Consider the following 12,739-nt stretch of genomic DNA (forward strand, 5'->3'; position numbering starts at 1 on the left):
TCCACTCGACAGCCAATCTGGCACCTCTAGCAACTAGAGGTTCAAGGGCAAAAATGCGCTTTTCCGATTTTTTTTGAAAGGCACACACCAGCCTCGCGCCAGCCGCGCAATGCATCATGCCTTCAAACTTGGTTTCATGAAGCGGTTCAGATGACAGCACTCCTATTGAAAAACTGCCGCCGGGCGGCCTCGCTGGCGGTTATTGCGCTGCTGCCTTTCCTGAGCGGCTGCCTTTTCGTGACGGATACGAGCCGGATGAACCCGGACGTCTTCGTTCAGGAAACGGCGCCGGTGTTCAATTTCAATTCCGTAAGCTCTAATCGCCAGCCGGAACTGCCACCACAGCCGGGTCAGCTTTCCACGCGCCCGCCGGATCTGTTCAGAACCCGCTTCCATCAGGAATACGGTCCGCCGGTGCGCGGGCAGGGCCTGAGCGCGCCGCAGGTGCAGGGATTGAATGTGCCGCAGGCGCAGGGTCAGGCGATGGCCTATGGCCTTCCGGTCTCCAATCCGCTGCACCGGGTCATGTATGGCCCGATCCGCGATGACGACCGGTCCCTGCCGGCCATTCCCTATGGTCGCATCGATCCGCGTTATCTCCGGCAGGAGGTGAGTTACCAGACGGCGGAAGCGCCGGGTACAATCGTCGTGGATACAAAGCAGCATTTTCTCTATCTGGTGCAGCCGGGCGGCAAGGCTATCCGGTATGGCGTTGGCCTCGGGCGCGACGGTTACGCCTGGTCGGGTCGCGGCAAGATCCAGTGGAAGGCGAAATGGCCGCGCTGGACGCCGCCCGACGAAATGGTCAGGCGCCAGCCGGAACTCACCTCCATTTCCGCCGCCAATGGCGGCATGACGCCGGGTCTCAACAACCCGCTCGGCGCGCGTGCCCTTTATATTTTCAAGGACGGCAAGGACACGCTTTACCGCGTGCACGGAACGCCCGACTGGCAGTCCGTCGGCAAGGCAACTTCGTCCGGCTGCGTGCGCATGCTCAATCAGGATGTGATCGACCTCTACGAGCGCGTACCGAAGGGCGCACAGATTGTGGTTATCTGACCACTTTCTAAAAGAAAGCGCTGCATCGTGGGGTTCCCCCAGCGCCTTCTGACTGGCTTTTAGCGGTCGGTTAACTATTTTCGCAATACGCCTGTGTACGTGGAACAAACGATGTACAACGGCGATATAGCCGTTCGAAATGTGGGACAATCCGGCCTTATGACAAGCACCGACACAGATCTTTCCAGACGCACTTTCCTTTCCCTTCTGGGTATTTCCTCCGCTTCGTTGCTGGCGGGCTGCGCTTCTTCCGGCACGGGTGAAGCCATTCGCCAGCAGGCGAGCAGCATCGGCAGCGATTTCCGCCAGATGTTCTCGTCGGGCGTTAGCGATGCGGAACTGGCCGTCATGTACGGTTCGGTCGAGGATGGCGGTTACGTCATTCCCGCGGTTCCCTACCAGAAGATTGACCGGCGTTATTATCGTCAGCGCGTCGTCGATCCGACCGGCGAACGCCCCGGCACCGTCGTCGTGGATACGCGCTCGCGTTTCCTCTATGTCGTGGAGCAGGGCGGCAGCGCCATGCGTTACGGCGTCGGCATCGGCCGTGATGGTTTCGCCTGGTCCGGCGAAGGCGTCATCCAGTGGCGCCAGAAATGGCCGAAATGGACCCCGCCGGACGAAATGGTCGCCCGCCAGCCGGAACTGGTCAAATATTCTTCCAAGAACGGCGGCATGCCACCGGGCCTGAAAAACCCGCTCGGTGCCCGCGCGCTCTATATCTTCCAGAACGGCAAGGACACGCTTTACCGCCTCCATGGATCGCCGGAATGGAACTCCATCGGCAAGGCCGTCTCTTCCGGCTGCGTACGCCTGATGAACCAGGACGTCATCGACCTCTATGACCGCGTGCCGCAGAAGGCACGTGTGGTTGTTTGGCAGTAGGTCTGACTGGAAGCTCTGATAGGCATCCGCTAAATTAACTGGCGAATAATGGCTGCAACATGAAGCATGTTGTGGCCATTATTTATTTCTAATATATCGACATTATTTTTAATGTTAATAATCAATTCTGTAGTATATTTAGAAATTCCGTGACTTTTGTTGATTTTATACTATAATGGGTTTGGGTATTCATAAGTATTTTCGAAATGAATTTCCTGCATTGCAATCATTCTAATATCTCTGTCGTTAATCGAGGAGTGAATGGCATGACTCTTTATCTCTCAAATATTTGGCAGGTCGGTACTAGCCCCTACGAAATCTTTTACGGTGATCGCTATGGTGTGGCGAGAAACGACGTATTTCAGCTGGGCGGCAGCGAGACCGGCACTCTGGGTGGTGTTCGAAACGGATGGGAAAAATTTTATGGCGGCGCGGGTGTAGACACGATTTACGTCGCTCCCAAGTATTATTACTCCTGGACTGCCGTGATGATCGACCACAATGGCTTGGACAGCGTGGAACGTATCGAGTTTAACAGCGCCACCTCCTGGCCGGTAAAACCAGTCTATTTCGCTGGAATGGCAGATTTTTCGAGCGTCACATACATGTCGCCCGGCGTGACGATCTATGGCCGCGAGAACAGCAATATATTCGTCGGTAGTCAGCTTGGGGAAAGGGTCGAAGGCGACGGCGGTGACGATCTGCTCTTTGGCAACGCCGGAGACGACACGTTGTACGGTGATACGACCGCGGTAAATCCCTGGCCGGCGCAATTGAATGCCGCTGGCAATGACTGGTTGTTCGGTGGCGCCGGAAATGACTATCTTGATGGTCAGGGTGGTAACGACAATCTGTCCGGCGACGCTGGCGATGACACTCTTTACGGCGGACCCGGAAGCGACCAGCTTAGCGGTGGAGACGGCGCCGATAAGCTTTTTGGCGGAACCGGAAATGACCAGTTGCGCGGCGGTGCGGGAAATGATGAGCTACATGGTGGAGATAACGATGATCTGCTTGATGGCGGTTCCGGTAGGGACATTCTCTGGGGTGACGCGGGCGCGGATACTTTCCAGTTCGTAACAATTGGCGCTTCGAGTTTGGTTGAAGACTTTCAAATCGGCGTTGATAAGCTACGTTTTCATAACGCCATTGCCGATGAATTCAGCGATTTAACGATCATCGATAATTCAACCGGGTACGCAAGTATAACTGTGGGCGATGTTGAAGTTATTTTGAACGGGGTGTCATCAGCCTCTTTAAATAGTTCTATGTTTGAGTTTGGCGTGTATGCATGATGCGAACGGCTCCGCCGGGACAAGCGGCGGAGCCTTATTAAATTTATTAGGATTGAAGCTCTGACTTTTTATATTTCTTTGTGAAATTTCCATTTGAATCAAATATTTCCAACTCACCGTTTTCGTTGTATTCAATCATTTTCCGTCCATTATCATAGTATATAACGCCTGGTGTCACGGATACTTGGCCGTTTTCTCCAAGTTTAAGAGCCATAGCGGAACCGAAAAATTCCTTCAAAGCTCTTTCGCTATAATACATATCTTGGCGTGATACTGCGCAGTAATAGCCATTGTTTGCTTTTCTGAGTGCTGCCAATTCGACGCGAGCCTCATAGGCGCGATCACTGGTGAAATGCTCGACCTGCTTTTTAACAACAGTTTCATCTTCGCCATTCGCGATGCGTTTTGCACCCCATTCAGCATACTGAGCATTATATTCTTCACGCGGCGGTACTATGATTTCGGGATCATAGCGTGGACTGGCTCTTGATGCTTGGATGATCAGGTTCGTTACGATGAACTCCGCATTTTCCGCGGTGCGCTCAATCGGATTGACGTAATAGGACGACATCATATTCGTGGCGGCGGCGTTCATGGCGCTCATCGTCGCCTGCGGAATGGCGGCGGAGACGGTTTCTTTTTTTGCGACGGTTTCCAGCTTTGCTTTGGTAGCCTGCGAAGCGAGCGTCGAAATCGTCTCAATGGCCTGCGAAGTTCTTTGCTGGCCTCCGGATACCATCGCGAGTATCGAGCTTGCGGCATCTTTGTCCGATATTTTTGTCACTGAAAAAGTTTGATTGAGAATGGTCAGCGCCGTTGAATTTGCAGAGATAAAAGCCATCGCCATGCCTTTTGAAATCTGCCGCAAAATGCCTTCATCGGCTTCTGGGGCTGGAACGCAGCCATAAGTCATTTTAGCTGCATAAAATATAAATGCAACTTTATCGGGAAGTGGTTAACAGATGCTTTATGACCCCTGGTTTTTCAGGGGTTAACTCCTCGCAAGCCCATCTTTAAGCGCATTCACCTGGTCGCGCAGCTGCACCAGTTCCTCCAGCCCGCAGCCCGTGGCGTCGCCGATTGCCGCCATGATCTTCACGCCCTCCTTTTTGAGATCGGCGCCCTTGGGCGTTACGGCCACCAGCACCTGCCGCTCGTCAACAGTTCCGCGTTTGCGGGTGATCAGCCCGGCATGTTCCAGCCTTTTCAGCAACGGCGAAAGCGTGCCCGAATCGAGGCCCAGCATTTCACCGAGTGCCTTCACGGTGGAGGTTTCCTTTTCCCACAGGGCCATCATGACCAGATATTGCGGATAGGTCAGGCCGATCGGGTCCAGCAGTGGCTTATAGGCGCGGGTGAAAGCGTGCGCCGCGCCGTAAAGGGCAAAGCATATCTGCTGGTCCAGCCTCAACAGGCTTTCCAAATTGGTGTCGTCGCTCTCTGCGCCCATTGTTCTGCTCCAAAAATCAACCGGGAAGGGAACAATCAGCCCTGCCTTTCGGTTCCTGCCACATGGATGCGCGGCGAAATTTCGTGAAATTATCGCAAAAAACAATTTTTTATTCAATGCGCAAAATTATATTGCGCACAATTGAATTGCGCATTATAAGAAGCCTAACACCAACCCAACGGGAGTAAATGCCATGCCTATTCTCTACACGACCAAAGCATCCGCCACCGGTGGCCGCGCCGGCAACGCCAAGTCGGAAGACGGCGTGCTCGACGTAACGCTGACCGTTCCGAAGGAACTCGGCGGCGATGGCGCCCGCGGCACCAATCCGGAGCAGCTTTTCGCAGCCGGTTATTCCGCCTGCTTCCTCGGCGCCTTGAAGGCTGTCGCCGGCAAGCAGAAGGTAAAGATTCCTGAAGACACGACTGTGACGGCAACCGTTGGCATCGGTCCGCGCGAAGACGGCACCGGCTTCGGCATCGAAGTGTCGCTGAAGGTCAACATTCCCGGTCTTGAGCGCGAAAAGGCAGAAGAACTGGTAGCCGCCGCTCACATCGTGTGCCCTTACAGCCACGCCATGCGCACCTCCACGGAAGTGCCGGTCTCTGTGGCCTGATCCAGCAAGTTCCAGCAGCAAGGCCGGGTTAATCCCCGGCCTTCTTGTTTGTGGAAAGAAAAGTGCTATATTCTTTCTAAGGAAAGGATATATGCCATGAATATTCACGCGAAGACCGCCATGGATCCTGCTTCGCAGGGCAGGGTCGTCACCAAGGCCGTTGTGACCGCTGCCGAGCGGCTGGGCCTTAACGCGGCCCGCACCGCGGATATTCTCGGTGTTTCCGCCCCTACGGTGTCGCGCATGAAGCGGCTCGATTTCCTGCTGGAGCCGGGCGCCAAGTCTTTCGAGCTTGCGGTGCTGCTGATCCGGGTTTTCCGTTCGCTGGATGCAATCGCCGGCGGCGATGAGGCGGTAGCCAAAAACTGGCTGCGCAATCACAATACGGCGCTTAACGCCGTGCCTGCCGAGAGGCTCACCACCATTACCGGATTGATCGATGTCCTCTCCTATCTGGACGCCCGACGCGCTCCTGTCTGAAAAGCGCGCCGCATCGGGAAAATACTGGCGGCTGGTGGAAGCGCAGCATCAGGTTTCCACCATGAAGCTGGTGGATACGGTGGAGGAGCAATCGCTGCTGGAAGATATTCTGGAGGCGAGCAAGCGGCCCTTTCCGCCGGAATGCGCCGGGCTCGATTATCTTCTTGCCACGCCCTTCCGGTATGGTGCGGCTTATCCCCATGGCTCGCGTTTCCGCCGGGCTGGCTTTACCGAAGGCGTTTATTACGCCGCAGCCAAGGTGGAAACCGCGCTTGCCGAAATGGCCTTCTACCGGCTGCTGTTTTATGCGGAATCTCCCGGCACACCGCTGCCTGCCAATCCCGCCGACTATTCCGCCTTTGCCGCCCGTATCGCCACCGATGCGGCGCTGGACCTGACGCAACCGGAATTGAACCGGGACGAGGCGCTGTGGACCGACCTGCAGAATTACGAGCCATGCCAGGCGCTGGCCGAGCAGGCGCGTCTGGCGAAGATCGAGGCGATCCTCTACCGCTCGGTGCGCGATCCCGCAGGTGGCCTCAATATCGCGGTCCTGTCGCCGACAGCCTTTGCCGAAAAAATGCCGGTGGAACGGATGAGCTGGCGCATCCGCCTGTCGAAGACCGGGGTGCAGGCACTGTGCGAATTTCCGATGCGCAGAACAGGGTTTGCGGTCGCGGATTTTTCCGGTGATCCACGCCTCGCCAGCCTGTTGGGCTGACGGGCGTTTCGCTTGTTTTTACTCTCAGCCCGTTTGACGGGCCTCATGCCGACGCGAAAAACGCTTCGGGATCGTCGACTTCCACCAGCCTGCGCTTGTCGATCAGCCAGAAACGTGTTCCGACCGCCCGCACGAAACTCCTGTCATGCGAGACGAAGGCGCAACTGGCCGAACGGTTGATGATTTCCGCCTCAAGCGCTTCCTGCCCGTCTATATCAAGATGGTTGGTGGGCTCGTCCAGCAGGTAGAAATTCGGTTCCGCCAACCGCAGCGCCAGCATGGCGAGCCGCGCCTTTTGGCCGCCGGAAAGCGTTGCGATCCGACGTTTCTGCATTTCCATGTCGATACCGGCACCCGCAAGCAGGCCGTGTATGCGCTGGTCGCCAATGTCGAATCGGCGGGTCATGAGCGCAAATGGCGTGCTGTCGTCGTCGATTTCGGCAAGCGACTGATCGACGTATCCGGCCACCAGCGAAGGCGTTGTCTTTATGCCGTCCTGTATTTGGCCTTCATCCATCACCGCCGCTTTCAGAAGCGAGATCAGCCGCGTCTTGCCGACGCCGTTGCGGCCGAGAATGACGACGCGGTCGCCCTGGTGGACAAATTGCCGGCCGGTGCGAAACAGCAATGTCCCGTCCGGCGTCGAGACCGGCACATCCTCCAGAGTGACCAGAACCTTGGCGTGCGTACCGCGATTGGCGAGCTGGATCTTGCCGGCGGAGCGCTCGCTATGTGCTGGGCGCGCATTCTCCTCCAGTTTCTCGGCACGCTGGCGCAATTGCTTGGTCTTGACAGTCAGAAGATCGCTGCCCGAATTGATGCCGATATTGTTGAGCTTGGCGGCCTGCCGGCGCAATTGCTGCGCGGTTTTCATGTCGCGCTGGAAACGCCGCTCATCGGCGGCATCCTCCTCTTCGAGTGCCGCACGCGCATGGCCGTAAGGCAGCCGGAACAGTGCCGAATTTTCCGGCCGCAGGAACAGCGTGGTCTTCGTGACATTGTCGAGAAAGGCGCGGTCATGGCTGACGATGACGACCGCCGTGTCGCGCGGCAATTGACCGAGCCAGCTTTCCAGCACGTTGATTTTCTCGAGGTCGAGATGGTTGGTCGGCTCATCGAGCAGGAGAACGTCAGGCTCGGTGATCCACGCCCGCGCCAGCATGGCAAGTCGCTGCCAGCCACCGCTCAGCTCTTTCAAATGGCGATGACGATAGGGTTCCGGCACCAGCATGGCATCAAAAATAATGTCTGCGCGCCAGCTCTCATTGTCGATCTCATCCGCCGGCAGGGCGGAAAGCACGGCGTCCCGCATCGTCTTTTCCAGAAGCGGGGAGGGCAGGTGCTGGTGGACGATGGACTGCGTCAGCCCGCGCAGCCGGGTGATATCACCGCTGGTAGCGTCCAGTTCACCGGCAAGGCAATTCAGCAGGGTGGATTTGCCGTGGCCATTCGCAGCGACGATGCCGATGCGGTCTCCGGCATTCACGGTGAGGCCAAGATTGGAAAAAAGCGGCTTTCCCAGAATGATTCCGAGGTTTCGAAGCGTGATAAGTGTCATGAAATTGTCTCTGGCAAAACGGATCTGTGACGAACCGTGGTCTGCGACAATGCAGTACGGGATATCGGTCGAGGTGATCCGTCGTGAAAACATGCGCAACGGCAGACAAGCTGCATTCTGCGCGGCCTTTCGGGCAAACCAGAGTTTTGGTGTTCCGGTCAGCCCTGCAAACGCGTCTGCAGGGCAAAAAGGTGGCAGATCTGGCGGTTGCGCCAGAAGCAGGAAATATCCATGCGAAGCCTCCTTTCTTGATACGTGTTCAACCGTTCTACAATTAACAGCGGCAGGGGTTCGAGGCAATGGCTTTTGAAGAGGCGGGTGGTGCCGGAGGATACGGCGACCCGCATTCTCCAGCCCTCAAGCGCGGCGCCCTTACTGTTTTGCCACGCGCTCGCGCAGTTTTTCCACATGTTCGGCGATTTCAGGTGTCACCGCGTCGCCGAAATCCTCCATTTCGAACATCGGGCGGATTTCGATTTCGCTGCGCTCCAGCATCGGATTGGGGCAACGCTTCACCCACTCCACGGCCTCATCCATGTCCTTCACCTTCCAGAGCCAGAAGCCGGCAACCAGCTCGTTGGTGTGCGGGAAGGGGCCGTCGATCACGCTGCGGCTGTCACCATCGAAAACAACTCTTTTGCCTTTGGAGGAAGGGTGGAGGCCGTCACCGGAAAGCATGATGCCGGCATTGACCAGTTCTTCGTTGAACTTGCCCATGGCTTCCATCAGTTCGGTGGTCGGCATTATGCCATCCTCGCTGCTGCGGGTGGCCTTTACGAAAACGATAACACGCATGGTTTCCTCCCTTGTTGCGTCTTCCTCGTTAGTTTCGCCGCCCGGCACGACGGGTAGATGACATTTTCACGGGTAAAAGTGGCAATACGCCGCTTTCCCGTCAGCCGAGATCAATGAGGTCGCGGCGCAGCCGGTCGGGGTCGCCGCTGCCGATGCGGGCCTCGATTTCGGCGTGGGTCTGTTGCCAGATAGGGAAGGCGGCGGTGAGTACGGCCATGCCTTCCACCGTAAGCCGCAGCCGCTTGCCGCGCTTGTCCTTTGGGTCTTGCTCGATACTGACCAGCCCACGCCGCTCCAGTGGCTTCAGCGCTGCCGTCAGCGTCGTGCGGTCCATCGCCAGAAGATTGGCGACCGGCCCCATCGGCGGCGGCTCCGGCCGGTTGAGCGACATCAGCAGGGAAAATTGGCCGTTGTTGATGCCCACGGGCTTCAATGCGTTATCGAACAGCCGCGCCAGCGCCCGCGCCGCACGTTGCGCATGCAGGCAAAGACAGGAGTCCCGCACTAAAAGAGTTGCCGAAAAAGGAATCACACTGGTGTTTGACATGGACTATATATGTTGATATCAACGTAATTAGTCAAGCGGAACCTGTCGCCTTGCTGACGGTTTTCCTGGCTTTCAATGCAGACACAGGCGGCGCCCACCATGGAGGCGGAGCGGTGCCGTGGTGAAAGACGGATCCAAGGAGGAAAGATCATGTCTCATCCCGTCGTTTCTAATGAGGAGTGGCTTGCGGCCCGCCGCGATCTGCTGGTGAAGGAAAAGGAATTGACCCGCGCGCGCGACAGGCTGAACGAGGCGCGCCGCGCATTGCCATGGGAAGAGGTGACGAAAGATTATATTTTCGACGCGCCGTCCGGCCCGAAATCGCTGAAGGAACTCTTCGGCAATTGCAGCCAGCTCATCGTATACCACTTCATGCTGGCACCCGACTGGGAGGAGGGCTGCACCGGCTGTTCCTTTTTCGCCGACCATGTCGATGGTGCGATGGTTCACCTGAAGCACGGCGATGCGGGTTTCGTTGCGGTCTCGCGCGCACCGCTCGAAAAGATCGAGGCCTATAAAAAACGCATGGGCTGGAAATTCCCTTGGGTCTCGGCCAACGGCAGCGACTTCAACTATGATTATCAGGCCTCCTTCCGTGATGAGGATATCGAGAGCGGGGCGATCACCTACAATTACCGTGAGATCGAGCCGATGGGCGACCTGAAGGACCTGCACGGCGTCAGCATTTTCGCCAAGGGCGAGGACGGCAGGATTTACCATAGCTATTCCGCCTATGCCCGCGGCATGGAAGAGACGCTCGGTACATTGATGCTGCTCGATCTGGTGCCAAAAGGCCGTAATGAAGACGGTGTAATGGATTGGGTGCGCCGGCACGACCAGTACGAGGACGAGCCCAAGGCCGCGTCTTGCTGCCACTGAAATAGGACGAGGAGGAGGAGACGACAATGGAAAATGCCAAGCCGCAGAAGGAACACGCGTTCCTGGGCAGGATCGTCGGCGACTGGGTCATGACCGCCAGTTCCGGGCATGAGGGATACGATCCCGATGACCCCGCCCAGCGGTTCACCGAAACCGTCAGCTCCATCGGCGGGCTGTGGATCATCGGGCACGGCACCGGCAAGATGCCTGACGGGACGGAGATGACGGCTGTCATCACCGTGGGTTTCGACCCTGCCAAGGGCCATTTCGTCGGCACCTGGGTGGGGTCGATGATGACCAATCTCTGGGTCTACAAGGGCTGGCTGGAAGACGACGGCAAGACCCTGACACTCGAAGCGGAAGGACCGGCCTTTGACGGTTCCGGCCGCATCGATACCTATCGCGACGTGCTGGTGCTGCACGACGACAATAACCGCAGCTTTTCCGGCAGCGTCCGGCAGCCGGATGGCAGTTTCAAGACCTTCATGACATCGGAGTTCCAGCGCAAGGCGTGACGCCCCGCCGGAATTTGCCCGATCGCGCCGAATAATGCGCTGCCGCGTCCTGCGGCGGCCGATCGCCAGAAAAATGACGCCATAACCCCGGAGAGATTCAATGTCCGATACACACGGAAAATTCATATGGGTTGAACTGATGACGCCTGACATGGAGCAGGGTGCCCGCTTCTATGGTCATGTCGCCGGCTGGCAGACCAAGGATTTCGGTTCGCCGGAAATGCCCTATCTGGTGCTGGAGGCCGATGGTAAAGGCATGGGCGGCATCATGGAACTGACCGAAGAACACAAGAGCCAGGGCATTCCTCCCAACTGGACCGGTTATGTCGGCGTTGACGATGTGGACGCCACGGCAAAACTTTTCGCGGAAAAGGGCGGTTCGGTCAGGCGCCCGCCGCAGGATATCCCGGAGATCGGTCGTTTCGCCGTGGTGGCTGATCCTTCCGGTGCGGTTCTGTGCATCATGACGCCGCTGCCGATGGAAACCGGCGGTTTTCCGCAGGAGACGCAGAACCTGCCGGGTCACGTCGGCTGGTACGAACTTGCCACCAACAATGTCGACGACGCCATAGCCTTTTACGGTGAGGTCTTCGGCTGGACCAAGGACCATGATTTTGACATGGGCGCAGAAATGGGCCCGTATCGCATCTTCGCCCATAACGGCAAGGTCGTCGGCGGCATGATGAAATGTATGGCGGGTGCGCCCACCTGTTATTGGGGTTATTATTTCAACGTCGACGGCATCGATGACGCCATCACCCGGGTCAGCACCGGTGGCGGCAAGGTCGTCAACGGCCCGATGGAGGTTCCCGGCGAGAGCTGGATCGTCAATTGCCAGGACCCGCAGGGCGCATTCTTCTCGCTGCTGTCGCAGAAGAAGTAACCCTTCTGGGCTGACATACCGATCTGCCGGAGGTTACTCCGGCAGATTACCGGTTTCTCGGTAGCCGAACGTGATCGATAAAGGCGCGGAGCTTCGGCGCAAGATGACGTCGATTCGGATAATAGAGATAAAATCCCGCAAAAGTCGGAGAATGGTCCTCCAGCATGGAAACAAGCTGGCCGCTCTCCAGGTAGGGACGGAAGGTCTCTTCCATGCCGAATGTGATGCCGGCGCCGGCACAGGCCAGCTTTATCATCAACTGCATGTCGTTGGTGGTGAAGTCCGGCTGCACCGCGACCGCGAACTCCCGGCCGTTTTCGGCAAATTCCCACCGATATGGCGCAACGTCCGGACGAGGGCGCCAGCCGATACATCTGTGATGGATCAGTTCGCGCGGCTGCGTCGGTAAGGTGACGCGATCTCGATATTGCGGGGAGCAGACGGCGAGCTGCCGCTGCGGCCCGGAAACCGGAACGGCAATCATATCCTGCGCGATCAGCTCCCCCAGACGCACGCCGGCATCGTAATGTTCGGCGACGATATCGAATTCCTCATCCGTCACGACAATATCGAGTTGCACTTCCGGATGGATTTCAGCAAAGCGCGCCAGTAATGGCCCGGACAAGAAGCGCTCCGCTATCGAGGAAACGGCAAGCCGCAATTGCCCCCGAGGCATTCCACTCAGGGAAGAGGCGGCCTGTGTCGCTTGCATGAGGTTGCCGATGGATGGCGAAACATCGGCGTAAAGCTGTTTCCCCGCTTCCGTCAGGCTAACGCTGCGCGTTGTGCGCTGAACGAGCGCTATCCCCATCGTTTCTTCAAGCCTGCGGATGGTCTGGCTGACGGCTGACCGTGTTACGCCGAGCCTGTCCGCAGTAGCCCGAAAATTGCGTTCCTCGGCAACCATGCAGAAGGTGGAAAGCGCGTTGAGATCAACATTCATTGGTTAGCAAATATATCCATGGAGGTTATCATTGGGGTAATTATCACGACAATGGCAAAGCTTTATCTTTCCTGCAACGGCCTCCTCTCGAAAAAGCGGGCCGTAAAGCCAAG

16 protein-coding genes are annotated in these 12,739 nt (G+C 57.2%); 9 read left to right on the top strand and 7 right to left on the bottom strand.

Features of this window, described 5'->3' with window-relative positions; genetic code table 11:
- The first annotated feature begins 150 nt into the window (after positions 1 to 150).
- From QE432_RS17045 to QE432_RS17055, 3 genes are all read left to right on the top strand, one after another.
- A complete protein-coding gene (locus tag QE432_RS17045; RefSeq protein WP_019564146.1) occupies positions 151 to 1,059 on the top strand; it encodes a L,D-transpeptidase in 909 nt (302 codons plus the stop codon).
- Between the two features lie 159 nt (positions 1,060 to 1,218).
- Positions 1,219 to 1,944 carry a L,D-transpeptidase gene (locus QE432_RS17050; RefSeq protein WP_013635657.1) on the top strand — a complete coding sequence of 242 codons (726 nt, stop codon included), beginning with the start codon at positions 1,219 to 1,221 and terminating at the stop codon, positions 1,942 to 1,944.
- A 266-nt stretch (positions 1,945 to 2,210) separates the two neighbouring features.
- Complete coding sequence (locus QE432_RS17055; protein WP_209159378.1) at positions 2,211 to 3,239, top strand: calcium-binding protein; 1,029 nt, start codon at positions 2,211 to 2,213, stop codon at positions 3,237 to 3,239.
- 46 nt (positions 3,240 to 3,285) lie between these two features.
- Here QE432_RS17055 and QE432_RS17060 read toward each other — a convergent pair whose 3' ends face one another.
- Both QE432_RS17060 and QE432_RS17065 read right to left on the bottom strand, forming a co-directional pair.
- On the bottom strand, positions 3,286 to 4,152 hold the full coding sequence (locus QE432_RS17060) for a hypothetical protein (RefSeq protein ID WP_306625046.1): 867 nt from the start codon (positions 4,150 to 4,152) through the stop codon (positions 3,286 to 3,288).
- A 78-nt stretch (positions 4,153 to 4,230) separates the two neighbouring features.
- Positions 4,231 to 4,689, bottom strand: a complete 459-nt coding sequence (locus QE432_RS17065; RefSeq protein WP_038490190.1) for a MarR family winged helix-turn-helix transcriptional regulator — start codon at positions 4,687 to 4,689, stop codon at positions 4,231 to 4,233.
- Between the two features lie 193 nt (positions 4,690 to 4,882).
- Here QE432_RS17065 and QE432_RS17070 point away from each other — a divergent pair, with 193 nt between their 5' ends.
- From QE432_RS17070 to QE432_RS17080, 3 genes are all read left to right on the top strand, one after another.
- Positions 4,883 to 5,305: an organic hydroperoxide resistance protein gene (locus QE432_RS17070; RefSeq protein ID WP_003511906.1), complete on the top strand. Its 423-nt coding sequence runs from the start codon at positions 4,883 to 4,885 to the stop codon at positions 5,303 to 5,305.
- 96 nt (positions 5,306 to 5,401) lie between these two features.
- Positions 5,402 to 5,785, top strand: coding sequence for an MbcA/ParS/Xre antitoxin family protein (locus QE432_RS17075; protein ID WP_038490193.1), 384 nt, complete (start codon positions 5,402 to 5,404; stop codon positions 5,783 to 5,785).
- A complete protein-coding gene (locus QE432_RS17080; protein WP_164876627.1) occupies positions 5,745 to 6,506 on the top strand; it encodes an RES family NAD+ phosphorylase in 762 nt (253 codons plus the stop codon). The genes QE432_RS17075 and QE432_RS17080 overlap by 41 nt, the downstream gene beginning before the upstream one ends.
- 43 nt (positions 6,507 to 6,549) lie before the next feature.
- Here the strand turns inward: QE432_RS17080 and QE432_RS17085 are convergent, their stop codons facing one another.
- The 4 genes from QE432_RS17085 to QE432_RS17100 form a co-directional block, all read right to left on the bottom strand.
- Complete coding sequence (locus QE432_RS17085) at positions 6,550 to 8,064, bottom strand: ABC-F family ATP-binding cassette domain-containing protein (RefSeq protein ID WP_306625050.1); 1,515 nt, start codon at positions 8,062 to 8,064, stop codon at positions 6,550 to 6,552.
- 158 nt (positions 8,065 to 8,222) lie between these two features.
- Positions 8,223 to 8,411 carry a hypothetical protein gene (locus QE432_RS17090; protein WP_306625052.1) on the bottom strand — a complete coding sequence of 63 codons (189 nt, stop codon included), beginning with the start codon at positions 8,409 to 8,411 and terminating at the stop codon, positions 8,223 to 8,225.
- Positions 8,412 to 8,436: 25 nt separating this feature from the next.
- Positions 8,437 to 8,859, bottom strand: a complete 423-nt coding sequence (locus QE432_RS17095; RefSeq protein WP_038490203.1) for a YciI family protein — start codon at positions 8,857 to 8,859, stop codon at positions 8,437 to 8,439.
- A 100-nt stretch (positions 8,860 to 8,959) separates the two neighbouring features.
- Positions 8,960 to 9,406, bottom strand: coding sequence for a MarR family winged helix-turn-helix transcriptional regulator (locus QE432_RS17100; RefSeq protein ID WP_019564141.1), 447 nt, complete (start codon positions 9,404 to 9,406; stop codon positions 8,960 to 8,962).
- Positions 9,407 to 9,556: 150 nt separating this feature from the next.
- Here QE432_RS17100 and QE432_RS17105 point away from each other — a divergent pair, with 150 nt between their 5' ends.
- From QE432_RS17105 to QE432_RS17115, 3 genes are all read left to right on the top strand, one after another.
- On the top strand, positions 9,557 to 10,285 hold the full coding sequence (locus tag QE432_RS17105; protein WP_025592728.1) for a DUF899 domain-containing protein: 729 nt from the start codon (positions 9,557 to 9,559) through the stop codon (positions 10,283 to 10,285).
- A 26-nt stretch (positions 10,286 to 10,311) separates the two neighbouring features.
- Positions 10,312 to 10,800: a DUF1579 domain-containing protein gene (locus QE432_RS17110; protein ID WP_003511919.1), complete on the top strand. Its 489-nt coding sequence runs from the start codon at positions 10,312 to 10,314 to the stop codon at positions 10,798 to 10,800.
- 100 nt (positions 10,801 to 10,900) lie between these two features.
- Entirely contained in the window at positions 10,901 to 11,683 is a 783-nt protein-coding gene (locus tag QE432_RS17115) for a VOC family protein (protein ID WP_065702682.1), read from the top strand.
- A gap of 46 nt (positions 11,684 to 11,729) precedes the next feature.
- On the opposite strand, the gene QE432_RS17120 is transcribed toward QE432_RS17115, so the two are convergent.
- Positions 11,730 to 12,626, bottom strand: a complete 897-nt coding sequence (locus QE432_RS17120; protein WP_111783249.1) for a LysR family transcriptional regulator — start codon at positions 12,624 to 12,626, stop codon at positions 11,730 to 11,732.
- Positions 12,627 to 12,739 lie beyond the last annotated feature (113 nt).

This window comes from Agrobacterium sp. SORGH_AS_0745, from assembly GCF_030818995.1.
Taxonomy (GTDB): Bacteria; Pseudomonadota; Alphaproteobacteria; order Rhizobiales; family Rhizobiaceae; genus Agrobacterium; species Agrobacterium tumefaciens.

Bases quoted from the DNA above. Each gene is read 5' to 3' on its own strand.
- QE432_RS17045 (WP_019564146.1), top strand. From the start codon at position 151: ATGACAGCACTCCTATTGAAAAACTGCCGCCGGGCGGCCTCGCTGGCG.
- QE432_RS17050 (WP_013635657.1), top strand. From the start codon at position 1,219: ATGACAAGCACCGACACAGATCTTTCCAGACGCACTTTCCTTTCCCTT.
- QE432_RS17055 (WP_209159378.1), top strand. From the start codon at position 2,211: ATGACTCTTTATCTCTCAAATATTTGGCAGGTCGGTACTAGCCCCTAC.
- QE432_RS17060 (WP_306625046.1), bottom strand. From the start codon at position 4,152: ATGACTTATGGCTGCGTTCCAGCCCCAGAAGCCGATGAAGGCATTTTG.
- QE432_RS17065 (WP_038490190.1), bottom strand. From the start codon at position 4,689: ATGGGCGCAGAGAGCGACGACACCAATTTGGAAAGCCTGTTGAGGCTG.
- QE432_RS17070 (WP_003511906.1), top strand. From the start codon at position 4,883: ATGCCTATTCTCTACACGACCAAAGCATCCGCCACCGGTGGCCGCGCC.
- QE432_RS17075 (WP_038490193.1), top strand. From the start codon at position 5,402: ATGAATATTCACGCGAAGACCGCCATGGATCCTGCTTCGCAGGGCAGG.
- QE432_RS17080 (WP_164876627.1), top strand. From the start codon at position 5,745: ATGTCCTCTCCTATCTGGACGCCCGACGCGCTCCTGTCTGAAAAGCGC.
- QE432_RS17085 (WP_306625050.1), bottom strand. From the start codon at position 8,064: ATGACACTTATCACGCTTCGAAACCTCGGAATCATTCTGGGAAAGCCG.
- QE432_RS17090 (WP_306625052.1), bottom strand. From the start codon at position 8,411: ATGCGGGTCGCCGTATCCTCCGGCACCACCCGCCTCTTCAAAAGCCAT.
- QE432_RS17095 (WP_038490203.1), bottom strand. From the start codon at position 8,859: ATGCGTGTTATCGTTTTCGTAAAGGCCACCCGCAGCAGCGAGGATGGC.
- QE432_RS17100 (WP_019564141.1), bottom strand. From the start codon at position 9,406: ATGTCAAACACCAGTGTGATTCCTTTTTCGGCAACTCTTTTAGTGCGG.
- QE432_RS17105 (WP_025592728.1), top strand. From the start codon at position 9,557: ATGTCTCATCCCGTCGTTTCTAATGAGGAGTGGCTTGCGGCCCGCCGC.
- QE432_RS17110 (WP_003511919.1), top strand. From the start codon at position 10,312: ATGGAAAATGCCAAGCCGCAGAAGGAACACGCGTTCCTGGGCAGGATC.
- QE432_RS17115 (WP_065702682.1), top strand. From the start codon at position 10,901: ATGTCCGATACACACGGAAAATTCATATGGGTTGAACTGATGACGCCT.
- QE432_RS17120 (WP_111783249.1), bottom strand. From the start codon at position 12,626: ATGAATGTTGATCTCAACGCGCTTTCCACCTTCTGCATGGTTGCCGAG.